At 73.0% G+C, this 25,429-nt stretch carries 24 protein-coding genes; 17 read left to right on the plus strand and 7 right to left on the minus strand.

Annotation, left to right across the window (positions count from 1 at the left end; genetic code table 11):
* The first annotated feature begins 52 nt into the window (after positions 1-52).
* Positions 53-2,698 carry a class III lanthionine synthetase LanKC gene (gene lanKC / locus ACIQMJ_RS26515; protein ID WP_499763692.1) on the plus strand — a complete coding sequence of 882 codons (2,646 nt, stop codon included), beginning with the start codon at positions 53-55 and terminating at the stop codon, positions 2,696-2,698.
* Positions 2,699-2,975: 277 nt separating this feature from the next.
* Here the strand turns inward: lanKC and ACIQMJ_RS26520 are convergent, their stop codons facing one another.
* Positions 2,976-3,287: a hypothetical protein gene (locus ACIQMJ_RS26520; protein ID WP_499763693.1), complete on the minus strand. Its 312-nt coding sequence runs from the start codon at positions 3,285-3,287 to the stop codon at positions 2,976-2,978.
* A gap of 337 nt (positions 3,288-3,624) precedes the next feature.
* Between ACIQMJ_RS26520 and ACIQMJ_RS26525 the strand changes: the two genes are divergently transcribed.
* On the plus strand, positions 3,625-3,924 hold the full coding sequence (locus ACIQMJ_RS26525) for a hypothetical protein (RefSeq protein WP_499763694.1): 300 nt from the start codon (positions 3,625-3,627) through the stop codon (positions 3,922-3,924).
* Positions 3,925-4,478: 554 nt separating this feature from the next.
* Here ACIQMJ_RS26525 and ACIQMJ_RS26530 read toward each other — a convergent pair.
* From ACIQMJ_RS26530 to ACIQMJ_RS26540, 3 genes are all read right to left on the minus strand, one after another.
* Positions 4,479-5,060: a hypothetical protein gene (locus ACIQMJ_RS26530; RefSeq protein ID WP_499763695.1), complete on the minus strand. Its 582-nt coding sequence runs from the start codon at positions 5,058-5,060 to the stop codon at positions 4,479-4,481.
* Positions 5,061-5,207: 147 nt separating this feature from the next.
* Positions 5,208-6,248, minus strand: coding sequence for an NAD-dependent epimerase/dehydratase family protein (locus ACIQMJ_RS26535; protein ID WP_499763696.1), 1,041 nt, complete (start codon positions 6,246-6,248; stop codon positions 5,208-5,210).
* A gap of 75 nt (positions 6,249-6,323) precedes the next feature.
* Positions 6,324-6,992 carry a DUF1990 family protein gene (locus ACIQMJ_RS26540; protein WP_499763697.1) on the minus strand — a complete coding sequence of 223 codons (669 nt, stop codon included), beginning with the start codon at positions 6,990-6,992 and terminating at the stop codon, positions 6,324-6,326.
* A 95-nt stretch (positions 6,993-7,087) separates the two neighbouring features.
* Between ACIQMJ_RS26540 and ACIQMJ_RS26545 the strand changes: the two genes are divergently transcribed.
* Together ACIQMJ_RS26545 and ACIQMJ_RS26550 are read left to right on the plus strand one after the other, a co-directional pair.
* Positions 7,088-7,519 (plus strand): OsmC family protein, encoded by a 432-nt coding sequence (locus ACIQMJ_RS26545; RefSeq protein WP_499763698.1) that lies wholly within the window; start codon positions 7,088-7,090, stop codon positions 7,517-7,519.
* A 48-nt stretch (positions 7,520-7,567) separates the two neighbouring features.
* Complete coding sequence (locus tag ACIQMJ_RS26550) at positions 7,568-7,891, plus strand: BBE domain-containing protein (RefSeq protein ID WP_499763699.1); 324 nt, start codon at positions 7,568-7,570, stop codon at positions 7,889-7,891.
* Here the strand turns inward: ACIQMJ_RS26550 and ACIQMJ_RS26555 are convergent.
* Positions 7,792-8,727, minus strand: coding sequence for an AraC family transcriptional regulator (locus tag ACIQMJ_RS26555; RefSeq protein WP_499763700.1), 936 nt, complete (start codon positions 8,725-8,727; stop codon positions 7,792-7,794). The two genes, ACIQMJ_RS26550 and ACIQMJ_RS26555, sit on opposite strands and share 100 nt — an antisense overlap.
* 81 nt (positions 8,728-8,808) lie before the next feature.
* Between ACIQMJ_RS26555 and ACIQMJ_RS26560 the strand changes: the two genes are divergently transcribed.
* From ACIQMJ_RS26560 to ACIQMJ_RS26615, 12 genes are all read left to right on the plus strand, one after another.
* The gene (locus ACIQMJ_RS26560; protein ID WP_499763701.1) at positions 8,809-9,657 is read left to right on the plus strand and encodes an NmrA family NAD(P)-binding protein; all 849 of its coding nucleotides are present in this window, start codon (positions 8,809-8,811) and stop codon (positions 9,655-9,657) included.
* Positions 9,658-10,412: 755 nt separating this feature from the next.
* Entirely contained in the window at positions 10,413-11,369 is a 957-nt protein-coding gene (gene sbnA / locus ACIQMJ_RS26565; protein WP_499763702.1) for a 2,3-diaminopropionate biosynthesis protein SbnA, read from the plus strand.
* A gap of 26 nt (positions 11,370-11,395) precedes the next feature.
* Entirely contained in the window at positions 11,396-12,403 is a 1,008-nt protein-coding gene (gene sbnB / locus ACIQMJ_RS26570; protein ID WP_499763703.1) for a 2,3-diaminopropionate biosynthesis protein SbnB, read from the plus strand.
* 28 nt (positions 12,404-12,431) lie between these two features.
* The gene (locus ACIQMJ_RS26575) at positions 12,432-13,673 is read left to right on the plus strand and encodes a phenylacetate--CoA ligase family protein (RefSeq protein ID WP_499763704.1); all 1,242 of its coding nucleotides are present in this window, start codon (positions 12,432-12,434) and stop codon (positions 13,671-13,673) included.
* Position 13,674: 1 nt separating this feature from the next.
* Entirely contained in the window at positions 13,675-15,468 is a 1,794-nt protein-coding gene (gene asnB / locus ACIQMJ_RS26580) for an asparagine synthase (glutamine-hydrolyzing) (protein WP_499763705.1), read from the plus strand.
* Positions 15,469-15,481: 13 nt separating this feature from the next.
* Complete coding sequence (locus tag ACIQMJ_RS26585) at positions 15,482-16,462, plus strand: aspartyl/asparaginyl beta-hydroxylase domain-containing protein (RefSeq protein ID WP_499763706.1); 981 nt, start codon at positions 15,482-15,484, stop codon at positions 16,460-16,462.
* Positions 16,459-17,745: an ATP-grasp domain-containing protein gene (locus tag ACIQMJ_RS26590; protein ID WP_499763707.1), complete on the plus strand. Its 1,287-nt coding sequence runs from the start codon at positions 16,459-16,461 to the stop codon at positions 17,743-17,745. Before ACIQMJ_RS26585 ends, ACIQMJ_RS26590 begins: the two co-directional genes overlap by 4 nt.
* Entirely contained in the window at positions 17,742-19,019 is a 1,278-nt protein-coding gene (locus ACIQMJ_RS26595) for an oxamate carbamoyltransferase subunit AllG family protein (protein WP_499763708.1), read from the plus strand. The genes ACIQMJ_RS26590 and ACIQMJ_RS26595 overlap by 4 nt, the downstream gene beginning before the upstream one ends.
* Positions 19,016-20,206 (plus strand): MFS transporter, encoded by a 1,191-nt coding sequence (locus ACIQMJ_RS26600; protein WP_499763709.1) that lies wholly within the window; start codon positions 19,016-19,018, stop codon positions 20,204-20,206. Before ACIQMJ_RS26595 ends, ACIQMJ_RS26600 begins: the two co-directional genes overlap by 4 nt.
* Positions 20,207-20,259: 53 nt before the next feature.
* Positions 20,260-21,222, plus strand: a complete 963-nt coding sequence (locus ACIQMJ_RS26605) for a threonine aldolase family protein (protein WP_499763918.1) — start codon at positions 20,260-20,262, stop codon at positions 21,220-21,222.
* Positions 21,219-22,244, plus strand: a complete 1,026-nt coding sequence (locus ACIQMJ_RS26610) for a DMT family transporter (protein WP_499763710.1) — start codon at positions 21,219-21,221, stop codon at positions 22,242-22,244. The genes ACIQMJ_RS26605 and ACIQMJ_RS26610 overlap by 4 nt, the downstream gene beginning before the upstream one ends.
* Positions 22,165-22,776, plus strand: coding sequence for a TetR family transcriptional regulator (locus tag ACIQMJ_RS26615; RefSeq protein WP_499763711.1), 612 nt, complete (start codon positions 22,165-22,167; stop codon positions 22,774-22,776). The genes ACIQMJ_RS26610 and ACIQMJ_RS26615 overlap by 80 nt, the downstream gene beginning before the upstream one ends.
* Before the next feature lie 11 nt (positions 22,777-22,787).
* Here the strand turns inward: ACIQMJ_RS26615 and ACIQMJ_RS26620 are convergent, their stop codons facing one another.
* Positions 22,788-23,681 (minus strand): NAD-dependent epimerase/dehydratase family protein, encoded by an 894-nt coding sequence (locus tag ACIQMJ_RS26620; protein ID WP_499763712.1) that lies wholly within the window; start codon positions 23,679-23,681, stop codon positions 22,788-22,790.
* Positions 23,678-24,604 (minus strand): ScbA/BarX family gamma-butyrolactone biosynthesis protein, encoded by a 927-nt coding sequence (locus ACIQMJ_RS26625; RefSeq protein ID WP_499763713.1) that lies wholly within the window; start codon positions 24,602-24,604, stop codon positions 23,678-23,680. The genes ACIQMJ_RS26620 and ACIQMJ_RS26625 overlap by 4 nt, the downstream gene beginning before the upstream one ends.
* A gap of 180 nt (positions 24,605-24,784) precedes the next feature.
* Here ACIQMJ_RS26625 and ACIQMJ_RS26630 point away from each other — a divergent pair, with 180 nt between their 5' ends.
* Positions 24,785-25,393: a ScbR family autoregulator-binding transcription factor gene (locus ACIQMJ_RS26630; RefSeq protein ID WP_499763714.1), complete on the plus strand. Its 609-nt coding sequence runs from the start codon at positions 24,785-24,787 to the stop codon at positions 25,391-25,393.
* Positions 25,394-25,429: the final 36 nt, after the last annotated feature.

The following is a 25,429-nucleotide window of genomic DNA, read 5'->3' on the forward strand; positions in this document are numbered from 1 at the left end:
CGATGCTTGATTCGCGCACAGGTGTCCTATCGTCCGCAGACAGGGGCATTGAATGGCCGTGGACATGTCCTTCCTGATCGCGGATTCCCATTATTACGAGCAGTGGGACACCATTGATCCCGGGGAGCGCTACGCACCCGTGCCGCTGCCGGACGGGTGGGAGCGGCGGCACGACGGCGCGTGGACCCACTGGGGACCGCCCGGCCTGGTCCTCCCGGACCAGGGTTGGAAGGTGCACGTGTCCAGCTCGCTGCGCAACGCGCGGTCGGTGCTGGCGATCGTTTCCGCGGTGTGCGCCGAGCTCGGGGTGCCGTTCAAGCACCTGGCGGGCGAGCGCACCTTCCTCATCGCGCACGACAAGCACGCCGCCCGGCCGCAGAGCGGCAAGTTCTGCACCCTCTACCCGCCCACCGAAGAGCGCGCGCGAGTGCTGATGGAACGCCTGTCGGCGGATCTGGCCGGGATCGACGGGCCGTTCGTGCTGACCGATCGGCGGTTCGGCGACAGCACGTGCGTGTCGTACCGGTACGGTGCGTTCCGCGGCCGCAGCAGGGTCGACGCGGACGGCAACCACGTGCCGACCATGACCCGGCCGGACGGGCAGGTCATGGACGACGAGCGCGGGCCCGCCTTCCACCTGCCGCCGGGCATCTCCGACCCGTTTCGCGAGACCACCCCCGCGCGTGCCGCCGGACCGGTCACCATGAACGGCTACGCGTTCGATTCCGTGCTGCGGCACAGCAACGCCGGTGGCGCCTACCGGTTCCGCACCGGCGACGGCGTCACCGTGTTCGTCAAGGAAGCGAGAGCGCACAACGGTTACACCGCGGACGGCGTTGACGCGAAGACCCGCTTGGCCGAGGAGTACCTGGTGCTGCGGGAGGTCCACGCCCGCGCGCCCGGCGTGTGCCCGCGGCCGGTGGAGCTGTTCCACCACTGGGAGCACAGCTACCTCGTCTCCGAGTTCATCCCCGGCGTGTCGCTGTACCGGTGGATGGTGACGAACAACCCCGCGGTGCTCGACCACGCGGACGCGGCGGCGTACGCCGGGTACCACGAGCGCTGCCTGGCACTCCTCGACCAGCTCGACGCGCACCTGCGCGCGCTGCACGACCTGGGTTTCGTGTTCGTCGACCTCAGCCCCACCAACGTCCTCGTCGACGACGAAGACCGCGTCCGGCTGGTCGACTTCGAGGCGGTGCAGCCCATCGACCGCGTGCGGCGGTACATGGGCACGCCGGGGTACCTGCACCCCGACCCGCGGGCCGCGGTCGCGCACGACCCGAGGGAACTGGACCGGTACGGGCTGTCCGCGCTGGCGCTGCTGCTGGTGTTCCCGCTGCACGAGGTGGCCGAACGCCACCCGGCCGCGCTCGACCACCTGCACGCGGACCTGGTCGACACCGCTCCCGTCGAGCCGCGGTTGTGGCGACGGGCCACGCGCGCCCACGAGCGGGCCGAAGACGCCCACCTGGCCACCCCGGTCGCCGTTCGGGCGGACCCGATCGCCGCGTTGCACGACCTGTCCGAGCGCACCGCCGACGCCATCGAGGCGATGGCGCAGCCGGACCACCCGGCTCGGGTCTACCCGACCATCCCGCTGGGGCACCAGACGAACACCCGGGCGTTGGCCGCGGGCACCGCGGGCGTGCTGCACGCGCTGCACCGCGCGGGTCGCGCGGCTGACCCGGCGGTCGTCCGGAGGCTGCGCGACGAGTCGTTGGCGGCGGCCGAGACCACCGCGCCCGGCCTGCTCCACGGCAGCGCGGGCATCGCGGGCGTGCTGGCCGAACTCGGTGAGGAGGACGCGGCCGGGAAGCTGCTCGCGGAGGCAGCCGCGCACAGCCTCAACCACACCTCCAGCACCGTGGGCGGCGGCGCGGCGGGCACTGCTCTGGGCTTGCTGGCCCACCACCGGCACACAGGTGAGCAGCGCTGGCTGGACCTCGCCTCGGGGCTGCTGGAGCGCGTGCCGGACGGTGACGAGCTCACCACCCGGCTGGGCGCGTCCACCCGCTCCGGGCTGGTCAGCGGACGGGCCGGTGTGGCGCTCGCGCTGCACCACCTGCACCGCGCCACCGGGGACGATCGGCTCTTCGCACGCGGCATGCGGCTGTTGGGCGAGGAGCTCGCCTACGCCGTTCCCCTGCCGGGCGGCGGCGTGGGCTTCCGCGTCGCCCGCAACGACCGGCGCGTCTACCCCTACCTGTTCGCGGGCAGCGCCGGTTACGCCTGGGTCCTCTCCCGCTTCCTCGCGCGCCGACCGGACGCGGAGTTCGGCGTGCCCGTCGACGTCGACCTCACCGCCACCGAGGTGCTGTCGCGGTGCCTGGACGCGTGCACGGCCCGCTTCACCGTGTTCCCCGGCCTGTTCCCGGGCCTGGCCGGTCTCGTGGCGACGCTGGCCGACGCGGGCAAGCGGCTCGACCGGCCCGACCTCGTGGACGCCGCGCTGACCAACGCCCGCGGCCTGTTCCGGTACGCGGTGCCGCACGAGGGCGGAGCGGGCTGGCTGGGCGAGCCGGGTCAGCGGATCTCCACCGACCTCTGGTCGGGCGGAGCCGGTGTCCTGGTCGCCCTGCGCATCCTGCTCGACGCCGTCCAGACTCCCCCGGCGGCACGTCGGGGGGACACCGATGCACCACCACCGGGCGAAAGGAGTGCCGAACATGGAGGAAGCCCTGTTCTTGCAAGCTGAGGTGGCGCAGGAGGACGAGCTCATGGCCTGCAACGTGCTGACCATGAGCAGTCGGGGCAGCGTCTGCCTGTGACCGCACCGCTCGTCGCCGCTTGCCGGGTGCCCGCACCTCGCTCCTGGACAAGCGGCGACGCGCGTTCGACGGGGGCCGCGGTGCTCCGTCCGCCCGCGCGGTTCGAGCGCCAGTCCCACCGCCGCACGCCGGCCGAAGGTTCGGCGACCGTTCGACCACCCGCGACGGCGAGCCGAGCGCAGGCCCTCGGGAGGCCCGGACCGCTCAGTCGCCGGGGTCGATCCACACGCCGGACTGCCGCGAAGAGGTGCCCCCACCCCCGGACGATTCCGAGCGGCCGGTGAAGATCTCGACGCCGGCGGCCACAGCGGTGCCGGCGAAGCCGAGGGCGAGGAGGGCGCACAGGAGCCGGATCCACAGGATGTGCTGCACGGGCTCACCCGCGCCGTTCTCGATGCGGATCTCGCCCGCCGCGGTGAAGGCTGCGTAGACCAGCAGGCCGACGCCGACCGCCATCATGACCACACCACCCACGCGCTGCCCGATGCCCGGACCGGGCGACCGCTCCTCGGCCATGGCCTCGACGCTACTCGGCCACCGCCGTCCCGTGAACGCCCGACCGCGCGGTTCTCCCGGATGTCGCAACCGCCTCGCGGTACCCGCCGGCGGACGACGCGCCCGGGACCCGGGTCAGGTCCTCGGCGCGAAGGAGAGCCGGCCCGAACACATCTCGTCGTGGGTTCCGTTGCCCCACACCACGTAGCGAGGTGACTCGCGCAGTTGGGGCGTCTGCTTGCGCAGGGTCGCGTCGTGGGTGCACGGGATGCGGAGTCGGTCGCCCGGTCGGACGGGCGGCGCGTGCGGTGTCCAGGGCGTAGTCGCACAGGAAGTTGGGCACGCCGGGGACGGTGAGGTGCAGCACGAGCACGGTGCGCTGGGCGTCCAGTTCGGCGAGAAGCGGGTCGAGGGCGGGTTCGCCGACGTCGGCGCCCCGTTGGTCGTGTGCGAACGCGTGCGCGCCGACCACTCCGGCGTCCGGCGGCGTGCAGTGGTGGTGGACGTCGATGCGGCGGTCGGCCCCGTGGCCCGCGGGTGGACCGGTGGCGGCGACGAGCCCTGCGGTCAGGACCAGCCCGCGACCTCCGCCGCGCCCACCGGGACCGCCTGCCGGTCGGGCGGGCGGCACACGTCGCGCGGCTCGCGCTGTCGTTGATGCGCCGGGTCACCTCTTCGTCGTCCACCGGCGCGCCGGGTTTCATGGCGGAGTCCTGCACCCAGCGCATGCACACGCCCTCCGGTGTGCGGCGGTACGGCCAGCGGTTGTCCATGTGCTCGAACGGACCGGTTTCCAGGCGGCGGGCGGTGACCGCTGCTCGGCGCCCTCGGCCAGACGGAGGTGGAGCAGGACTCTCAGCACGGCGAACCCACTTCCGTCGACGGATGAGTGACCGGGGACCGTGGTCCGAGCATCGTTTCGCCGACCCACGGGCGCAACGGCCTTGAGTCGATCGGGCCGATCGTTCACCCGGGGTGGTTCACCGCCGCCGTTGAACGCGGTCGGCAGCGAGACCGGCGCAGCACCGCGATGCCGCCACCAGGTCCGGACGCCTCCCCGGCGGGGTGCCGCTCGGAGCACCCGATCGCCACCCGTGACCGCTGCTGCCCGGTGGGTTCCGGCCGACTCGCCCACGGACTGCGCGAACGCCTGTCCACCAACGCCTGTCCACCAACGCCTGCCGCAGCGGGGCGCGGACATCGTTGCGCGAGTCAGGACAAACCGGTCTGCGCCCAGCTGCGAACCGGCATCCGGTTGGTCATCTGCAACACCAGCACCACGCAGGCGACCGCCGCGGCGAGACCGACGAGCCAGAACGCGCCGAGCCCCAGGCGTGCGGGCACCTCGACGCCGTGCCGGCCGAACACGTACCCGGCCGCCCAGCCCAAGGCCAGGACGCTCGCACCGGCGAACGTGAACAACAACGGCAGGGTGGAGCCCAGGAAGTGGGGACGGCGGCCCTGGCGGTCCTCCAACCACCGCTCCCAGAGCAGCCCTCCGGGCACCCGACCGCTCAGCTCCTCCTTGATGTACGTCGCGACCCTGAGCGTCCCGAAGTGCTGCGCCACCAGGCGACCGCACAGGAGGTACGACCCGAACGGAACGATCAACAGCAGTGCTGTCATGCCGGGACGCGTGATGGCGAACCCGAAGATCGCGCTGGTGAACGTCAACTGCAAGGTCAGCAGGTGCTGCTGTGCCTTCACCCTGTCCTGTATCTCATCGCGGAGCGCGGAGTACTCCGCCAGCGGTCCCTCGGTGCCCTCGACGGCGCTTTCGACTGAGATCGACATGACGCGACGGTACGCACGCCGAACGCCCCGCCCGGCGAATCGGGCGCCGGTCACCCGTACGGCCCACGACCGTCCGCGAACTCCGGTCCCGCCTCGAACCGCGGGCACGCGCGCCGGCGGAATCGTCGAGACGGGGTGTGCCGGTCGTCAGGTCAGCGGGGTGGCGCGCTTGTCGTCGCGCAGCCGGTCGCGGCGCAGGGCCGGCGTCGGACCGGGGGCCGCGTCGGCGAGGCCGGTGAGTTGTTCACGGGCGCAGTCGGTGCTGCTCACGCGCGGCGTCCAGGCCAGTTCGGTGCGGGCTCGCGTGGTGTCGACCAGAGGCGACCGGGTGCCCACGTCGAACCAGCCCGGTGACATGCCGATCGCCCGCAGCCGCCACAGCAGCCCCACGGCCGACCGCATCACCGGTCCCGGCACCGGAACGGCGCGGGCACCCGCCACGCGCGCCAGGTCGGACGCGGTCAGCGTGTCCGCGGCGAGGTTGAACGCGCCCGTGGCGCGGCGGCTCAGGATGCGCACGATCGCGTCGCCCACGTCGTCGGCGTGCACCAGCTGCACCAGCATCGCGGCCGGCAGCGGCAGCAGCGGCACCCGGCCGGCGTCGAGCAGCCGGATCAGCCACCGGGGCACCAGGGGGTCGAAGAACAGCGCCAGGAAACTGGCGGAGGCGGCGCGCTGCGCGACCAGGGTCGGCCGCACGACGGTGACCGCGATGTCCGGGTTCTCCCGCGCGAACCGGTCCACGGCCGCCTCGACCTCCGCCTTGCCCGCGCCGTACACCGAGCCCGGCACACCGGTGGCCGGCCACGTTTCCGGCACCGGCTGGTCGCCCGCGGGGTGGTAGGCGGCGATGGACGAGGCGTGCACGACGTGCGGCACCCCGGCCCGCCGGGCGGCTCCGAGCACCGCCGCGGTGCCCTTGTGGTTGGTGCGGTGCAGCCGCTCACCCCGCCTGATCGGCTGGAACATCCACGCCAGGTGGACCACGGCGTCGGCGTCGACCACGGCCCGGTCGAGCACGTCGCGCGCGCCCTCCTCCCCCAGGTCGCACGCCTGCCACACCACCCCGTCGAACACGCCGTCCGCGGGCGGGCGGCGGCACAGGGCCACGACCCGGTGGTCCGGGTCGTCCGCGGCCAGGGCGCGCAGCAGGCCGGTGCCCACGTTGCCCGAGGCTCCCGTGATCACGACTTTCACGACACGTCCCCGTCCGATCGGACCTTCCCGGTCGGCCTGGACTACCCGTCGCCCGGCCCCGCAACCTCACCGCAGCGGATCGGGCAGGCTCACCCCCCGACCGGGTGAGCGCTCCACTGTGGCCGGTGCCATGGCCACCGGGTCGTGGAGCAGGCGCCGCAACCGCTGCCCCGCCCGCCGGTAGAACCGCAACTGCACGCGCCGCCCGAACCACCGCCACCCCCACCGCATCCACCACGGGGCACGCGGGTGCAGCTGGGAATGGCTGCGCGCGACGAACTCCACCTCACCGGTGGCGTGGTGCTTGACCAGCGCGTAATCCACCCGTCCGCGCTCCAGGTGCCCTTCCAGCGTCTCGTACCCCCAGCCCCACACCGTCCGCTCCGCGGACGTCTCCTCCAGCACGCCGGTCACCCGCACGCCCATCAGGAACCGCAGCCCCGGCAGCCGCGCCTCCAGGAGCATGTCCCGACCGGACAACTCCGAACCGGGCTCGAAGTACGCGCGGACGATCTCCGGTGGGCTGAACTCGTACGCCGCGACCAGGGGCTTGGCCCGCCACCACACCCCGCCCTCGACCGGCGGCCCGACCGCCTCACGCCCCAACGCGTGCCGGTGCACGTCGAACGTCCACTCCGGACGCCGCACCTCCGCCGGCTCGTAGTTGAGCCCACGCCTCCGGAGTTGCCGCAGCAACGCCCTCACGTCCACCCGACCGGACCGCACCACGCGCACGACGACTCCAACCTCTCGGCACCTGTCGTCGAGTACCCGCCCGCGCGCCGCGAACACGGCAGGGTGGTCCGACGGCGTCAACGGTTGGCCGACGGGTGACGGGCTACCCGTGGACGACGATCGAGCACAAGCGGACGGCGGACATGACGAAGCTCTACAGCACCGCGGCGGTCTCCCGGGACGGCCGCGTGGAGGTCGACGGCGCCGCGCTGACCGTCACCCAGCCCGCCGAACTGGGTGGCACCGGCGGCGGCTGGGACCCGGAACGCCTCTTCGCCGCGGCCCTGGCCACCTGCCTGCACCAGAGCCTGGTGCTGACCGCCTCGTCCGGCGGGCACGACACGGGCGGGAGCGCGGTCCGCGCCGAGGTGTCGCTGAGCGCGCACGGCGCCCAGCAATACGACCTCACCGCCCGCCTGTTCGTGGAACTGCCCAACGTCACCGACGAGGGACAGCGGCGCACCCTGGTGGACCGGGCCGCGCAGCACTGCCCCCTCGCCGACGGCTGGGAGGTGTCCGTGGCCTGACCAGGAACTTCCGCACCCGCCGGGTGGCTGATCACCTCCTACGGCGGCGTGCCGGCGCCCGGCGAGTTGTACGACGGCTCCTACGTCAACCAGCCGGACGTCGACCTCGCCGACCCGGCCTGGAACACCTCGGGCGTGCCGTGGCACACCCTGTACTACGAGGGGAACTACCCGAGGCTCCGGCAGGTCAGGCCAAGTGGCATCCGCGCGACGTGTTCAACCACGCGCTCCCGGTGCGGCTGCCGAGCTGACCGCGGACCGGCGTGGCGGGCTCAGCCGGCCCGCCACGCCGGTTCCGGGCTGCGGTGGTCGCTCGGCCGCGTGCCGCGCAACCGCTTGAACGCCACGCTCAGCGCGAAGGCGTTGGCGTAGCCGACCTTGCGCGCGATCGTCGCCACCGTGTGGTCGGTCTCCCGCAGCAGGTCGGCGGCCAGGGTGATCCGCCAGTTCGCGAGGTAGGCCATCGGCGACTCCCCGACCATCGCGCTGAACCGCCGGGCGAGCGCCGCCCGTGAGACACCGACCTCGGCGGCCAGGTCCGCCACCGTCCACGGGTGGGCCGGCATGTCGTGCATCAGCCGCAGGGCGATGCCCACGACCGGGTCCTCCAGCGCGCGGCACCAGGCCGGCGCGTCGGCGGCCGGGTTGTCGAACCACCCGCGCAGCGCCGAGACCAGCATCAGGTCCAGCATCCGGTCCAGCACCAACTGCTGCCCCGGCCGGTCCCGGGCGACCTCCTCGGCCAACACGCCGGCCGACGGGTAGGTGTTGTCCCCGGCCGGCACGACCAGCACCGGCGGCAGCGCTTGCAGCAGCCGCTCGCTGAGCTCGCCCCGGCGCTCGAAGGCACCGCTGAGCAGCACGGTCGCGCCGTCGTCCGGCGTGCCGCAGGTCCGACCCCTGATGTGCTCGACGCCCTCGGCCGTCGAGCAGTAGTCGGCGCTGGTCACCACCACCGAGGGTGTGGTCGAGGGGTCGTCGGCCACGACGTAGGGCACGTCGCCGCGGACGACCGCGACGTCACCGGTGGCCAGGAGCACCGGGTCACCCCGGTCCGGCACGATCCAGGCGTGGCCGCGCAGCATCGTGGCCAGGGTCAGCGGTGCGCCGCTGGCCATCCGCAGGGCCCAGGGTGGCCGCATGATCGCCTGGCGGAAGACGGCACCACGCGCGCGTACGTCCGCCAGCAGGTCCGAGACGGCGTCCATGGCCCCGAGTGTAGACGCTGAGACATCAAAGAGAGCTATTCAGCCATGGACCGTCTCGCCGGCTCCTAGTTCGATGAATCCATGCCTGATCAACCAATTCTCGTCACGGGGGCCACCGGCAAATCCGGTAGCCGCGTCGTCAAGCAGCTGCGGGCCCTGGGTCGTCCGGTCCGCGCCGCCGCGCGGCACGGTGAGCACGTCTTCGACTGGACCGACAGCGGCACCTGGGACGCCGCTCTCGAGGGTGTCCAGTCGGTCTACATCGTCCAGCTCGACGGCACCGTGCTCGTCCGCCCGTTCGTCGAGCTGGCGGTGAAGCACGGCGTGCAGCGGATCGTGCTGGCCTCGGGCCGGGGCATCGACAACCCGGACTACGCCACCGACAGCAGCGGCATGCTGGACGGGCTCGTCGACAGCGAGACCTCCGTGAGGGAGAGCGGCCTGGAGTGGACGATCACCCGGCCGGGTTGGTTCGCGCAGAACTTCAGCGAGGGCTTCTTCGCCGACTCCATCCGCGCCGGCGAGCTGCGGCTGCCCACCGGTGACGGTGCGGCCGGCTTCGTCGACGCCGAGGACATCGCCGCCGTCGTGGTCGCCGCGCTGACCGAGGACGGCAAGCACTCGGGCCAGATCTACGAGCTGTCCGGTCCCGCGGCGGTCTCGGTGGCCGAGGCGGTCGCCACGATCTCCGAGGCCGCGGGCCGCGAGATCCGCTACGTCCCGCTCTCCGTCGAGGACTACATCGCGGAGCTGGTGGAGCAGGGCCTCTCGCGCGAGGGGGCCGGCATGTACGCGGACATGGTGGAGCCGCTGCGCAACGGCACGGACGAGTACCTCTCCGACGGCGTGGAACGCGCCCTCGGCCGCCCGCCGCGGACCTTCGCCGAGTTCGCCAAGACCACCGCGGAGGAGGGTGGCTGGGCGATCTGATCTTCCCGAGGCTCATCCGACCCGATCTACACCCCGGCACGGGAGTGCCGCAGGGGGGAACGACCATGACCGGGACGACCACCGGCGACGACTCGTCCTAGGCGCGGCAGGACTGCGCGACGTGATCGTCGTGGGAGCCGGACTCGCGGGAGCGCGGCGACGACCGCGCCGACCGGTGCGCGCTGTACGTGGCCCGCCTCGCCACCCGCGAGCCGGCCGGACCAGGGCCCACGCCGGAGTCGGCTCCGGCCTGGCGGCACAGGTCGCGGCGGGCACCGATCTGATGGGCGAGGACGCCGAGGGGACGCGATTGCCGTTCGCGCGTGTCCGCCCTCCTCACTTCCACGGGGTGCTAAATCACGAGTCCCGGCATGCTTGAGGATCCTGACGGGATCACCGCCTGCGACCGCGACGGACCCAGCGGCGAGCCGCGCGACTCGGTCCGGGCGTGACCGGCCACCGCCGTGGGACGTCTTCGACGCCATGCCCCTCCGATGCGTCCGGTCGGCCGTCTGACCGGCCGCACCGTGTCGGCCGATCGACGTAACAAACCGCTTGACAGGTTTGTGGGTACCGCAGGACGAGCCTGTGACCTGCACATACAGAAGATTCTTGCCTAAAAACAAACCGCTTGATAGGTTTGTTTCCGATGTCGTGACGACTCGCTGCCACGGGTGGGTGAAGTCCTCCCGTGCGGGTTCGGGACCGGAACCCGTCGAGACGGAGAAGTGATGATCTTCCGACAACCACACGAGATGATCATTGACGACGTTTTCCTCGACCTGGAAGGGCTGGTCGACGGAAGCGACGTGTTCCTCAAGCTGGAAGGGATGAACCCCGCCGGCTCCATCAAGCTCAAACCGGCCGTCGCGATGGTCGAGGACGCCGAACGCCGCGGCGTGCTGTGGCCGGGCGGCAGGGTGATCGAGTCCTCGTCCGGCAGCCTCGGCGTCGCCCTGGCCATGATCGCGGCGAGCAAGGGCTACTCGTTCACCTGCGTGGTCGACCCGAACGTCTCCCCGCAGAGCTTGAACGTCATCCGGGCGCTCGGCGCGGAGGTCGTCCGGGTGGACCGGCGCGACGCCAACGGCGGCTACCTCGCCACGCGCATCGCGGCCGTGCGGGAACGGCTCGACCGGGACCCGGAACTGGTGTGGCTCAACCAGTACGCCAACCCCGCCAACCCGCACGCCCACGCCACCGGCACCGCCACCTCGATCCTGCGCGAGATCGGTCGGGTCGACTACCTGTTCGTCGGTGCCGGCACCACCGGCACGCTCATGGGTTGCGTCCGCCACTTCCGGACGTTCTCGCCGGCGACGCGGATCGTGGCGGTCGACTCGGTCGGCTCGGTCACGTTCGACGCACCGCCCGGGCCGCGCTACATCCCCGGCCTCGGCGCCAGTCGCAAACCCGAGATCCTGCGACCCAACTCGGTGGACTCGGTCGTGCTGGTGTCCGAAGTGGACGCCGTGCGTACCTGCCGCCACCTGGCCGGCCGGTACGGCTTGCTGGCCGGGGGCTCGACGGGGTCGATCGTCGCGGCGGTCATGCAGACCGACATCCCGCCGGGTTCGCGCGTGGTGGCCCTGTCACCGGACCTGGGCGACCGCTACGTGCAGACCGTCTACAACGACGACTGGGCCGCTGCCACCTACGGCCCCGATGCCCTTTTGCCGCTCGTGCCCGGCGTCGACCGGGCTGCCGTCTGACCACCACACCTCCCGGGGGACGACCCGTGTTCGACTTCGACCTGGTGCGCGGACCGGTGGTCCGCACCCTCATCACCGAAGACCGCAAGGCCATCGTGGACGTCGTGCGCTCCGCCTACCTGGAGCACCACGCCGGACTCTCGGTCAACCCGCGCAGCTACTTCCTGCGCTTCCCCGACAAGCCCTCCGCGCGGATCATCGCCCTGCCCGCGTACCTCGGCGGCGAGCACGACGTCGCGGGCATCAAGTGGATCGGCAGCTTCCCGGAGAACATCGAGCGCAACGTGCCGCGCGCCTCGGCCGTGCTCGTCCTCAACGACTACGCCTCCGGTTACCCGTTCGCGTTGCTGGAGGCGTCGCAGATCAGTGCCGCGCGCACCGCCGCGTCCGCCGTGCTGGGGGCGGCGCAGCTGACCGGCGGCCAGGTCGCCGACCGGGTGCTGATCGTCGGCGCGGGCGTCCTGGCGCGCACCACCGCGGACTTCTTCGCCGCCGAGGGCTGGAAGTTCGGCGACGTCGCCGTCCACGACAAGGTGCCCGAGCACGCCGCGGCGCTGGCCCGTCACGTCGAGCGGTTGGGCTACCCCGCGCGGCTCGCGCCCGACGTCCGCGCCGAACTGCCCGCGGCCGACCTGGTCGTGTTCCTGACCACGGCCGCCGAGCCCTGGATCACCGAGCCCGGCTCGTTCCGGCCCGGTCAGGTCGTGCTCAACATCTCCCTGCGCGACATCGGGCCGGAGATCATCGGCGAGGCGCACAACGTGGTCGACGACGTGGACCACTGCCTCAACGCGGGCACCTCGCCGCACCTGGCCCAGCAGCACTACGGCCACACGGACTTCATCGACGGCACGCTCGCCCAGCTCATCACCGGCGAGATCACCCTCGGCACCGACAAGCCGCGGATCTTCTCCCCCTTCGGGCTCGGCGTGCTCGACCTCGCCGTCGGCGGGCACGTGCACCGCGCAGCCGTCGAGCGCGGTCTGGCCGACACCGTCCCGCACTTCTTCGGCGAGACCGAACGGTGGTCCTGACCAGCCGTCCCGAGCGGAAAGGCTCCCCGTGTTACCGACAACGCTGACCCATCACGAGGCACCCGTCCGGGCGCCGCGCAACCTGGTCGAGCGCTACGCGCTCCGCTTCCCCTGGTACGGCCGCATGCTCGACTCGCTGGGCGTGCGCCACAGCGACCGGCTCGCCGACCTGCCGCTGATGGACCAGGCCACCCTGGAGCACCACTACTACTCGTCCGACGACCAACCGCCCGGCACGCACGCGTTCTTCACCTCCGGCACGTCCGGCGGCAGGCGCAAGAGGATCCTCTACGGGGCCGAGGACGAGAACGCCTACGTCGCGCAACGGCGCGCGTTGTTCGAGCGGTTCACCCGCGGCATCCCGGCCGGCTCGACGGCCGTCGCGGACCTCGGCACCGGCCACGCCGCCGCCTCCGCGCGCCGGATCTTCGAGGAGATGGGCTTCACCGCGCACGACATCGACTTCCGGGCGCCGTTGCCCGAGCACGTCGCCAGGCTCAACCGGTGGCAGCCGGACGTGCTGTTCACCATGCCGATGATCCTCGACCGCCTGATGCGCTCACCGGAGCCGCTGCGGATCAGCCCGCGCAAGATCATGGTGGTCGGCGACCTGGCACCGGCGGCGTGGCGGGCGAACGCGGCCCGGCACTTCGGGCTGCGCCCCGAGGACGTGATGGACGTCTTCGGCAGCATCGAGATCGGCGCCATCGCCCACACCGACCCGGACACCGGCCTCTACCACTTCCACGACCACATCATCGCCGAGGTCGTGCCGCCGCACGTGCTGCTGCCCGACCTGCCCGACCGCGACCTGCCGCCGGGCGACGGGGTGCTGCTGCTGACCTCGCTGACCCGGCCGAACTTCCCCGCGCTGCGCTACGTGACCGGCGACCTCGTCTCGGGTCTGCGGGTGATCGAGCACCGCGGTCGCCCGGTGACCGCGTTCGACCGCATCGAGGGCAGGCTGACCGGCGACTTCAAGCACGGCGAGCGGGTCAGCAGCCACGACCTCTGCGAGGCCGCGGCCCTCGTGTTCCCCGGCAGGGCGTTCGAGGTCGTCGACGACGGTGGGCTGCGCGTGCGCGTGGTCGCCGACCACGTCACCCCCGAGCAGGTGCGCGCCTTCCGCGCCGCGGTCGACGCCGCCGCGCCCGACGTCGCCACCATGGTCGCGTCCGGCCTCGTGCGCCCCGTCGAGGTCGAGGCCATCCGCGCCGAGGACATGCGGTCCGAGGGTGCCAAGCGCCGCTTCCACCTCAAGGAGTCCTGACATGTGCGGCATCGCGGGCACCACCGCGTTCGGGCGGTCCGCGCCGGACCGGGACTTCGTCGCCGCGGCCTGCGCGGCCATGCGCCACCGCGGGCCCGACGAGGACGGCGCGCACCACGGCGCCGACGTCTCGCTCGGCATGTGCCGGCTCAAGGTCATCGGCCTGGTCGGCGGCTCGCAACCCGCCTACGGCGCGGACGAGCGGGTCGTGTGCGTCGTCAACGGCGAGATCTACAACCACCGCGCCCTGCGCGAACTCCTGGCCCGCCGCGGCCGGCAGGTGCGCGGCACGAGCGACGTGCACGTCATCCCCGCCCTGTACGAGGAGTTCGGGGACGCGTTCGTCGAGCACCTGCACGGCATGTTCGCCATCGCGCTGCACGACGGCCGCCGGCGGCGGCTGCTGCTGGTCACCGACCGGGTGGGCAAGAAGCCGCTGTTCCACGCGCGGCCCGCGCCCGACACCGTCGCCTTCGCCTCGGAGTTGGCCGCCGTCCTGGAGCACCCGGGGATCGACCGGGAGGTCGACCCGGTGGCGGTCGACCAGTACCTGTCCTACCGGGTGGTGCACTCACCCCGCACGATCTACCGGGGCGTGCGCAAGGTGCCGCCGGCGACCGTCCTGGCCTTCGAGGCCGACGGCTCGACGCACGAGCGGCGGTACTGGTCCTTCCCGTACACCGGTGAGCTGGCCGACATCGACGAGGACGAGGCCGTCGACCGGCTCGACGCCCTGATCCGGCAAGCGGTGGCCGACCGGCTGGAATCGGAGGTGCCGCTGGGCGCGATGCTGAGCGGCGGGCTGGACTCGAGCCTCGTGGTCGCGGTCGCCCGGCGCCTGCTCGGCCGACGGCTGCACACGTTCTCCGTCGGCTTCGACCACCCGGCCTTCGACGAGTCCGCCGCCGCCGCGTTCGTCGCCACGCACTTCGGCACCCTGCACCACACCCGGCGGCTCACCGCGGCCGACGCGCGCAACACCGCCGACACGATCCTCCGGCACGTGGGAGAGCCGTTCGCGTTCCCCTCCGCCATCGCCTCGCACGCGATGTACGAGCTGGCCGGCCGGCACGTCACGGTGGTGCTCACCGGCGACGGCTCGGACGAGGTGTTCGCCGGCTACAACCGGTACAAGCGCCTCCTCGCGACACCCGGTGGCGACCTCGCCGACCGCTACGAGTCGGTCCTGGTGGACGGCGTGCCCACCCACCTGAAGAGGGCGCTGTACGGCCGCGGCCTGCTCGACCGCCTGCCCGACTTCCCGGTCAACCACCTGCGCGAGCAGTTCGCCCGCACCCACGAGCAGGCGGAGGACCTGGACCGCGCCATGCACGTCGACTCCGGCGCCTGGCTGCTCGACGCGCAGCTGGTGAAGACCGACCGGATGTCCATGGCGCACTCGGTCGAACCGCGCAGCCCGCTGCTCGACCACCGCCTGATCGACGTCGCGGCCCGCATCCCGGCCTCCCGGAAGCTGGTGAGCGGCAACGAGAAGGCGTTGTTGAAGAAGGTCGCCGCCCGCTACCTGCCCGACGAGGTGGTCAACCGGCGCAAGCAGGAGCTGGCGGTGCCGCTGGAGCGCTGGTTGGGCGCCGAACTGCGCGCCGACATCCAGTCGACCCTCCTCGCCGACAGCTCCCTGGACCGCGGCTACTTCAACCCCGACGTGCTGCGGGCGCTCGTCCTCGAGTTCCGCCCCGAGCACAGCTACGCGCTCTGGACGCTCCACATGCTCGAACGCTGGCACCTCCTGCACGTCGACCGATCCGATCTCGCACTGGAACCGGCTCACTGAGATTGAGGAGACCATGACCACGACCGAGACACGCCTCGTGCCCATGCCCGCCGAGGCCGCGCGCCTCCTGCCCTCCTTCGACGCCGAGCGGATGCTGGACGAGCTGACGTCCGTCCGCGAGCACAAGTGGGACCGCCAGCGGGTCTACGACGAGAAGGGCGTCGGCGCCGAGACCGACGTCGACTGGCGCTGCCTGGCGCTGCGCAGCCCCGGCGGCGACCCCGACCGCACCGATCCGGGTGGCCCCGGCGCGCAGGACTTCGCCGACACGGCCTGGCTCGACCGCCTGCCCTACCTGCGCGAGGTGCTGGAGGCGATCCCCGCCCCGCTGCACGCCGTGCGCCTGATGGCGCTGGGCCCGGACACCGTCGGCATCGACCACCGCGACCCGAAGTACGGCCCCCGCTGGGGCGTGGCCCGGCTGCACGTGCCGGTCGTCACCAACCCCGACGCGCTGCTGGTGCTCGACGGCGTCGAGCACACCTGGCAGCCCGGCACGTTCTGGTTCGGCGACTTCAGCCGCCTGCACCGGGTGCAGAACCACGGCGCCGAGACCCGCACGCACCTGGTCGTCGACGCGCTCGTCGTGCCCGGCCTGGCCGCGGTGTTCCCGCCGGAGTGGCAGGAGTACTTCGAGGGCGGCGACGTGCTGTTCAACCGGCAGAGCCAGCCGCAGCGCCCGCACGAGCGCGCGCGCTACGAGGTGGACCTCCGGTTGCCCGCGGGCTTCACGCTGTGGGAGGAGGAGACCGACTTCGACGGCCCCACCACGGCGGCCACCGTCCGCGACTCGGGGGACCTGCTCGTGCTGGAGGTGGAGAGCGGCCAGCGCCTGGGCCTGGTGCACCTCGGTGACGGGGAGTACCGGTTCGCCGGCTGGAGCGAGGAGCGCACGATCCAGCTGTTCGTGGACGGCCCGACGCCCGGTGCCGTGCTCCGCGTGCGGGCCGGTCGCGAGGTCCGGGAAGTGACCGTGCCGCTGGACCGGCGATGAGCGCCGGCCGCCCCGCGGTCGTCGTCGTCACCGACCTGGTGGTGCTGTGCCGGCACCTCGACCTGGTGGCGGAGATCCGCGGCCGGGACCTGGTGCCGGTCCTGGTGTTCGGTCCCGAGACGCCCGCGGCCGAGCTGGCCGCCCGGCTGGCCGACCCGACGCACCCGCTGTCGTCGGTGACCGAGGTCGTGCACCTGCCCGACTACGGGCTGGACACCCTCCTCGGCGCGGTGGTCGGGCTCGCCGACCGCCTCGACGTGCGCGGCATCGTCTCGTGCGGTGAGTTGTTCGTCGACGCCGCCGGTGCGCTCGCGCAGGCCCTCGGCCTGCCGGGCCCCGGCGGCCAGGCCGCCCGGGTGGCGCGGAACAAGCTGCTCCAGCGGCTGACCGCGCCCTCCCTGGCGCCCCGCTGGCGGCTGGTCGGCCCCGACCGCCGGGTCGAGTGGGACGAGTTCCCGGCCGTGCTCAAGCCGATCGGCCGGATGTCCAGCTCCGGTGTGCTGGAGGTCGGCTCCCGGGCGGAGCTGGACGCGGCCCTCGCCGCCTTCCCCGGCGACGAGCTGCTGCTGGTCGAGGAGCGGGTGCGCGGCCCCGAGTACTCCGTCGAGGCGCTGGTGCACGACGGCGAGGTGGTCTGGGCGGGCGTCACCGCCAAGCGCACCAACGAGAGCGGCACCGCGTTCTTCACCGAGATGGGGCACACCTCCCCCGCCGCCGGGCTGGACGCGCGGAGGGAGGGCCTGCTGCTCGACGCCAACGCCCTGCTGCTCGGCGCGCTCGGCTTCGGCAGCGGCATGAGCCACGCGGAGTTCCGGGTGGACGGTGACCGGGTGGTGCTGATGGAGGTCGCGGCCCGGCCGCCCGGTGACGCCATCACCAAGTTGTGGCTGCTGTCGTCGGGTGCTCCGCTGGAGCCTTCGCTGCTCGACCTCGCGCTGGGCGTGCGGCCCAAGCCGCCCGCGCGGCTGCGGCGGGCGCAGCAGGTGTACCTGGACCACCCGCGAGGTGTGCTCCGGGACGTGCGGTGCGACGAGGCGGAGGTCTCGTGGATCACCGACGACGGGCGGTGGCCGGGGTTCGCCCCGGCCCTGCCGGACGCGCCCGCCCGGCTGTGCGCGGTCGTCGTGACGCGCCGCCGCGGCGACGTGCTCGGCGAGGTCGCGGACTCCGGTGGCCGGTCGGTGTCGGTGGTCGTGGACTGCCCGCTGGACGAGGACGTGGACGAGGTCGGCGCCCGGTTCGCGCGCACGGTGTCGTTCGTGGTGGAGGAGGTGGCGTCGTGAAGGTGGCGGAGCCGACGACGGCCGACGCCCTGGCGGTGCGGCGCATGCAGCGGTCGGAGCCGGTCTTCGAGGACGTCGCGCCCGCCGGCGAGGTCGTGCCCGGGATGACCCGGCGCACGATCCTCACCTCCGGCGCGCCCCTGCCCTGGGACCGGTACCGGGGCGCGCAGCGCCGCGCGATCCTCGGTGCGGCGGTGTTCGAGGGCCTGGCCGCCGACGAGGACGACGCGCACGCCCGGCTCGCGTCCGGGGACATCGAGCTGCGGCCGTGCCACGACCACGGGGCGGTCGGCTCGCTGACCGGCGTGACCACGTGGTCCATGCCGGTCGTGGTGGTCCGCGACCAGGCCAACGGCACCAAGGGCTTCTGCCGGCTCAACGAGGGCGGCTCGACCGAGTCGTTGACCTTCGGGGTGTGGTCGGAGGGTGTCGCCAAGCAGCTCGCGCACGTCCGGGACGTCGTCGCGCCCGCGTTCCGGGCGGTGCTGCGGGCCACCGGCGGCCTGCCCGTGCGACCGGTCGTGCGGCGGGCCCTGGCGATGGGCGACGACCTGCACAGCCGGCACACCGCGTCGGGCGCGCTGCTGCGCCTGCACCTGCTCGACGCGCTCGTCCGGGAACCGGACCTCGTGCCGGGCGACGCGCGACGGGCCCTGGCCGAGTACCTGCAGGAGGCCGAGTACCTGTTCCTGCACGTGGCGATGGCCGCGTCCAAGGCCGCCGCCGACGCCGCGTCCGGGGTGCCCGGCAGCGGCGTCGTCACCGCGATGGTCCTCAGCTGCGACGAGTTCGCGTTGCGCGTGTCCGGGCTGGGCCGCGAGTGGTTCCGCGCGCCGCTGCCACCGCTGGCCGACCTGCGCGGCAGGCTGTTCGACGACTGGACGACCGACGACCTCGACTACGTGGGCGGGGAGAGCCTGATCACCGAGACCACGGGTCTCGGCGGGTTGGCCGCGGCGGCCTCGTTCCCGCTCCAGGACTTCTCCGCGGGCACACCCGAGGCGATGGTCGAGCTGACCGAGCGGATGTACCGCATCACCGTGGCCGAGCACCCCGAGTACCGCATCCCGGCCCTGCGGTACCGGGGCGTGCCCTGCGGCATCGACGTCCGCGCCGTCGCCGCCACGGGCATCGTGCCCGCGATCCACCTAGGAGCCACCCTGCGCCACGGCGGGCACGCCGGCGCGGGGCTGTTCACCCCGCCGGTGGCGGCCTTCCGGGCCGCCGCCGACACGTTGACCGCCAGGTCGGGAACCACTGGAGAACAACCGTGACTGCAACCCCCGTCGACGTGCGCGCGTCGACGTCGATCCGCGACTGGCTGGCCGTGGTGGCCGTCGGGCTGGGCGTCTTCGCGTTCACCACCACCGAGATGGTGCCCATCGGGCTGCTCACCACCATGTCCGACGACCTCGGGGTGTCGGAGGGCTCCACCGGGCTCACGGTGACGCTCTACGGCGCCATCGCCGGGCTGTTCGCCCCCGTCCTCACCTCCGCGACGCGGCGACTGGACCGGCGCACGCTGCTGCTGGTGGTGCTCGCGGTGTTCGTCGTCGGCAACGCCCTGACCGCGATGTCGCCCACCTACGGCCTGCTGATGTTCTCCCGCCTGCTCACCGGGTTCGCGCACGGCGTCATGTGGTCGATCTCGGCGAGCATCGCCGTGCGGCTCGTCGCGCCGGAGGCGTCGGTGCGCGCCACCGCCGTGGTGTTCTCCGGCATCTCCGTCGCGTCGGTGATCGGCGTGCCGCTGGGCACGTTCATCGGGGAGGCGGCCGACTGGCGCGCCGCGTTCTGGGTGATCGCGGCGCTCGGCGCGGTCACGGCGGTCGCCGCGGCCGTGCTGCTGCCGTCCCTGGCGCCGCTGGGCGTCGTCAACCTGCGGGAGCTGCCGCGGCTGCTGCGGGTCCGCAACCTCCGCGTCGCACTCCTGGTCACCGCCGTCGTGGTGGTCGGGCACTTCGCCGCCTACACCTACGTCACCCCGTTCCTGGAGCGGAACACGGGCGTGGAGACCCGCTGGATCAGCGGTCTGCTGCTGCTCTACGGCGTGGCGGGCATCGTCGGGAACTTCGCGGCGGGCGCGGCGGCGGCGCGGGCCCTGCGCGGCACGATCATCGCCTGCCTGATCGGTCTGGGCGGCTCGGTGGCGCTGTTGGTGGTCGTCGGCACCTGGCACCCGGGCGCGATCGCCCTGCTCCTGCTGTGGGGCGTGGCGTACACGGCGTTGCCGGTGGCGCTCCAGACCCTGGTGTTCCGCAGCGCTCCGGACGCGCCGGAGGCCGCGACCTCGCTCTACATCCTGGCGTTCAACGTCTCCATCTCGCTGGGCGCGCTGTTCGGCGGCATCGCCATCGACAACGCCGGCCCGACCGCGGTCATGGTGCTCGGCGTCGTGCTCAGTCTGGTCGCCGCCGCGGTCATGGCGTTCCGCCACCAACGCGGGGAGGCTCCCCGGTGAGCGGCAGGCTGATCGACTTCCGCTCCGACACCGTGACCAAGCCCGACGAGGTGATGCGCGCCGCGATGGCGCGCGCCGAGGTCGGCGACGACGTGCTGGACCGCGACCCGACCATGCGCGAGCTGGAGGAGCGGATCGCCGGGGTGCTCGGTGTCGAGGCGGCGCTGTGGGTGCCGAGCGGGTCGATGGGCAACCTCATCGCCCTGTTCCTGCACCTGCGCCCCGGTGACCGGATGCTGGTCCCGGACCGGGCGCACGTGCTCGACAACGAGGTCGGCACCGCGTCCTGGCTGGCCGGCGGCACGCCGCACCCGCTGCCGTGGGACGGCGGTCCCGGCCGGCCCACACCTGCCACCGTGCGGGCCCACGCCGCGCCGGGTGGACCCTACTTCGCCCTGCGCAACGCGTTGTTGTGCCTGGAGAACACCCACAACGCCGCGGGCGGGACGGTCACGCCGGTCGCCGAGCACCGGGCGCTCGTCGAGGCCGCCCGCGAGCGTGGGCTCGCGGTGCACCTGGACGGCGCGCGGCTGTGGAACGCGGCCGTGGCGCTGGGCGTGCCGGTGGCCGACCTCGTGGCGGGCGTCGACACCGTGCAGGTGTGCCTGAGCAAGGGCCTGGGCGCGCCGGTGGGGTCGGTCGTCGGTGGTTCGGCGGCCTTCGTCGAACAGGCGCGGCGGGTGCGCAAGATGCTCGGCGGCGGCGTGCGCCAGGGCGGCGTGCTGGCGGCGGCCGGGCTCGTGGCGCTGGACCGGGTGGATCGGCTGTCCACCGACCACGACAACGCCAAGCTGCTCGCCGAGGGGCTGGCCGAGCTCGGGTGGCAGGTCGACCTGCCCGAGACGAACATCGTCATGGCCACCGTGGACGATCCGGAGGCCGCGGTGTCGTCGCTGGCCCGGCGTGGCGTGCTGACCGTGCCGGTGGGTGGTCGGCTGCGCTGGATGACGCACCGGGACGTGCGACGGGAGGACGTGGTCGACGCGTTGGGGCGACTCGTCCCGGTGGCGGCGTGAGGGCGGTGTGGCCGGTCGTCGGGTCGTTGGCGGCCGGCGCGGTCCTGGCGCTGGAGATCACCGTCAACGGCGGGCTCGGAGCGGCCGTGCGGCCGGTGACCGCGGCGGCGTTCTCGAACGTGCTCAGCCTGGTCATCGTGCTCGCGGTCGCGCCGTTGCTCCCGGGGTTGTCGCGGGCCTTCGGGGAACTGCGCACCGCGCTGCGATTACGCACCCTCCGCCCGTGGCACTGCCTCGGCGGGGTGGCGGGCGGGGCGATGGTGCTCACCCAGGCGACCGCGGTCGACCAACTCGGCGCCGCCCTCTACTCGCTGGCGCTCGTGGCCGGGCAGACAGCGGCCGGCGTGGTGGTCGACCGCATCGGCCTCGGGCCGGGCTCCCCCCGTGCGATCACCGCGCGGCGCGTGGTCGGGGCCGTGCTGACCGTGGTGGCCGTCGTGCCGCCGGTGTTCGGCGCGACCGGCCCGGGTGACGCGGCGTGGATGGCCCTGCTGCCGCTGGCGGCGGGCGCGGGGCTGTCGTTCCAGCTCGCCGTGAACGGCCGGGTCGACGAGGCGGTGCGCAGCCCGTACCCGTCGGTGCTGATGAGCTTCATCGCGGGGGTCGTCGTGCTCGGCACCGCGGCCGTCGTGGACTTCGCGGCGAACGGCGTGCCCTCCGGGTGGCCCGACGAGCCGGTGCTGTACGCGGGGGGTGTGTTCGGCGCGGTGTTCGTGCTCTCATCGGTGCTGCTGGTGCGGCGCAGCGGCGTGCTCATCGCGGCGCTGGGCATGATCGCGGGGCAGGTGGTCGGCTCGGTGGTGATCGACGTGGCCCTCGGGAGGACGACGGGAGCCGCCCAGCTGGTCGTGATGGTGCTCTGCTCGGCGTTGCTCCTGTCGAGCGTCCTCATCGTCAGTGTGAAGCCAAAAGAAACCGTCCATGTGGTTTGGTCTCGGAATGATGAACGAACTCCGCCAAGCGCGGGCCTGGACGAGCCACGACCGGCTGATCCGGTCGGCGGCCCGGATCTTCGACCGTGACGGGTACGCCTTCTCCACGTTGCAGGACATCTGCGCCGAAGCCCTCATGAGCAAGGGTGCGCTCTACTTCCACTTCCCGGAGGGCAAGCGCACCCTTGCCGACGCGGTGGAGGGCCTGGCCCTCGACGAGGTGCGCAGAGTGCTCCACGGCACCAGCGCCGGGTCGGCCGCGCAGCGGCTCATCGACGGCAGCCACGCCCTGGCCACCGCGGTGGAGAGGGATGTGGTGGTGCGGGCTGGCTTCGTCCTCGGCTGCGACCGGGCCCGCCGCGGCGCGGCGACGGCGTACCGGGCCTGGCGGGACTTCGTGCGGCACGCCCTCGACGCGGCCTGCGCCGAGGGCGTCACCACCACCGACGCCGCGACCGCGGCGGAACCGGTGATCACCACGATGCCGCTGCTGGCCGTGCTCGCCGACCTCCCCGCCGTCGAGCCGGCGGCCTGGTGGCGGCTGATCCTGCCGCAGCTGGTGACGGCCGCGGCCCTGCCCACCCTGACCCCGACCCCGTCGGCGGACGCCGCGCCGGGCTGAGCCCGCCACCGTCAACCGGAGCGCTGGAGCGCCGCCCGGTACCACGCGGCGTGGTCGGCGAACGCCGCGGCGAACGCGCGGTCCCCGCCACCGAGCCGGTCGTGCAGCGCCGACCCGTCGAACCAGTGGTCCACGGCGAACAGGTCGAGGTGGTGTCGCGTGCCGCCCGCCGCGGTCCAGCGCCGCGCCGCCTCGTCGGGGTCGACGACCGGCGGCACCGCGAGGCCGAGGGTCCGCGTCACCGCGTGCGCCAGTTCGACCAGACCCGTCGGGGTGCGCGGGCAGGCGAGGAACGCGCCCCGCGGCCCGTCCGGGGTGGTGAGGGCGACCAGCCAGCGCGCCAAGTCGCGCACGTCGGTCAGCGAGAGCCGCGCGTCGCCCGGCACGCCGCCGACCCGCTCCAGCACGTCCAGCAGACCCGGGACGACCCAGCGGTCACCCGCGCCGAACACGAAGTACGGTCGCAGCACCACCCCGCCCGCCGCGAGCACCAGGCGCTCCCCCGCCAGCCGGGTCGCGCTGCGGACCGACGCGGGCCGCGGTGTGAGCCGTTCCGTCGCGGCCGTGAAGGGCCCCGACCCGTACACGGCCGCGGTGCCGAGCCGGACCACCGGGCGGTCCCCGATCTCGGCCAGCAGGTGGCGGGTGCCCAGGTCGTTGACCGCCGCGCAGCGCTCCGGGTCGGCGCCCACGTACGACGCCAGGTGCAGCACGACGTCGACGCCGTCGCCGATGCCGCGCAGCGACCGCGGATCGGTGACGTCGCCGCGCACCACCTCGGTCCCTTGTGGCACGTCCGGCCACTGCTCGTGGACCAGGACCCGTGCCGCGCGACCGCCGCGCGCGAGTTCGCGCAGGACCGCCGAGCCGACGAACCCGCTCGCCCCGGTGACGAGCACGGTCACCGCACGTCCACCTCGCACCTGAACCGGACCTCGCCGTGCTGCTCGGCCTGCACCAACAAGGTGCGCGGTGCGATCGGGATCGCGTCGACCACGCACGGCGCGTCCAGCTCGACGAACTTCGTGAAGGTGCTCCGGAAGCCGACCAGCCGGGCCCCGGACCGGGCGAAGGCGGCCTGGCGGGCCGCTTCGAGCAGGACCATGCCGGGCACGTGGTCCACCGGGTGGTCGAACAGCACGGGATGGGACTCGTCGGCCCGCAGCGTCCACGTCCCGCCGGGGCCGCGGGTGAGCACCACGTCGTGGTCCGCGGTCCGGTCGACCTCCGGTCCGGGCACGGGCGGTCGCAGCGGCACTCGCGCCGCGCTGTGCGCGTGGTCGCCCCGTAATCGCCGGTAGACGTTCGACGGGACGCACGACAGGCCGAACCGGCCGGTGCCGAGCGGCACGCCGTCACCGGTGATGGCGACGTGCAGGTCCATCGACGACACCACGCCATCGCGCTCGCGGACGTCGGTGCAGCACACCTCCAGTTCGACCTCGGTGGCCGTGGCGCCGACGACCGGCGGCCCGTCCACCAGGTCGAGGTCGAAGTGCTTGAGCAGGAAGTGCCGGTCGAACGGCACGCCGTAGGCAGCGTGGCTGATCAGCAGCGACGTCTGCCTGATCGTCTCCGCGGCCAGCAGCGGATCGTGTCTGCCGGTGGCGTCCGGGCGGTGGAAGGAGTGGCTCCTGGGCCACTGCGCGTCCACCTGCATCCGGTGTTCGTCGCGCCGCCGCCAGCCCGTCAGGAACACCTCGGCGATGGCCGAGCGGTGGACGAACTGGCGGGGAACGGTGGCGGCGAACCTCGGCGCCCCCTGGGCGGCGTCGGGACGAGCGAGCAGGCCGGTGGAGCCGGAAGTGGTCGTGCGGTGATCGGGCATGACGACAGTCCCCAGATCAGCATCGTTGCCTACGTCGGTCAAAACCATACTAGTCGGTTTGTTTTCGTCCGGCCATACAGCCGATTGAAGTAGACTGCCGCCCGAACGCCGCGTCGGGGCGGGCTCAGTGACGCGGCAGGACCGAGCACGGAGGAACCAGTGGCAACGCAGGAACGCGGGGTGCGCACACAGGTCAAGGTGTTGGAGGCGGCGGCGGACGTCATCGACCGGCGCGGGTACGCGAGCGCCAGCATCGCGGAGATCCTGGAGGTCGCCGGGGTGACGAAGGGGGCGATGTACTTCCACTTCCCCTCGAAGCAGCACATCGCACGCGGCGTGATGCAGGCGCAGACCACCTTCGAGGACATCCCGGAGGACGAGTCACCGCTCCAGTCCATCATCAACCTGACCCACCACCTGGCGCTGCGGTTGCAGGACAACGTGGTGCTCCGGGCCAGCATCCGGCTGACCATCGAGCACGGTTCGTTCGACGACGTGGAGCCCGATTCCCCGTACCACTGGTGGCTCCAGCGCTTCACGCGGCGCTTCCTGCTGGCCAAGGGCGCGGGCGAGTTGCGCGACGGCGTCACGCCGGAAGAAGCGGCGGAGACGATCGTCGGGGCGTTCTCGGGCATCCAACTCCTGTCCCAGGTCCTGGACGGCCGGCGTGACCTGGTCCGGCGGATCACCGTGTGGTGGAAGCACCTGCTCCCGGGCTTGGCCAGTGAAGCCGTCCTCCCGCGCCTGTGCCCGGAGGGCACCCTGGACCGCCTCGTCAAGCCCAGGTAAGGGCCGCACTCCCCGGAGGGCGGTGGGGCGCCTCGG

This window comes from Actinosynnema sp. NPDC091369 (assembly GCF_044757065.1).
GTDB lineage: Bacteria > Actinomycetota > Actinomycetes > Mycobacteriales > Pseudonocardiaceae > Actinosynnema.

Coding starts and splice junctions, on each gene's coding strand:
- ACIQMJ_RS26590 (WP_499763707.1), top strand. CDS start 16,459: ATGAGCGCCGGCCGCCCCGCGGTCGTCGTCGTCACCGACCTGGTGGTG.
- lanKC (WP_499763692.1), top strand. CDS start 53: ATGGCCGTGGACATGTCCTTCCTGATCGCGGATTCCCATTATTACGAG.
- ACIQMJ_RS26555 (WP_499763700.1), bottom strand. CDS start 8,727: ATGGACGCCGTCTCGGACCTGCTGGCGGACGTACGCGCGCGTGGTGCC.
- ACIQMJ_RS26615 (WP_499763711.1), top strand. CDS start 22,165: ATGAACGAACTCCGCCAAGCGCGGGCCTGGACGAGCCACGACCGGCTG.
- sbnA (WP_499763702.1), top strand. CDS start 10,413: ATGATCATTGACGACGTTTTCCTCGACCTGGAAGGGCTGGTCGACGGA.
- asnB (WP_499763705.1), top strand. CDS start 13,675: ATGTGCGGCATCGCGGGCACCACCGCGTTCGGGCGGTCCGCGCCGGAC.
- ACIQMJ_RS26560 (WP_499763701.1), top strand. CDS start 8,809: ATGCCTGATCAACCAATTCTCGTCACGGGGGCCACCGGCAAATCCGGT.
- ACIQMJ_RS26530 (WP_499763695.1), bottom strand. CDS start 5,060: ATGTCGATCTCAGTCGAAAGCGCCGTCGAGGGCACCGAGGGACCGCTG.
- ACIQMJ_RS26625 (WP_499763713.1), bottom strand. CDS start 24,604: ATGCCCGATCACCGCACGACCACTTCCGGCTCCACCGGCCTGCTCGCT.
- ACIQMJ_RS26585 (WP_499763706.1), top strand. CDS start 15,482: ATGACCACGACCGAGACACGCCTCGTGCCCATGCCCGCCGAGGCCGCG.
- ACIQMJ_RS26605 (WP_499763918.1), top strand. CDS start 20,260: ATGCGCGCCGCGATGGCGCGCGCCGAGGTCGGCGACGACGTGCTGGAC.
- ACIQMJ_RS26520 (WP_499763693.1), bottom strand. CDS start 3,287: ATGGCCGAGGAGCGGTCGCCCGGTCCGGGCATCGGGCAGCGCGTGGGT.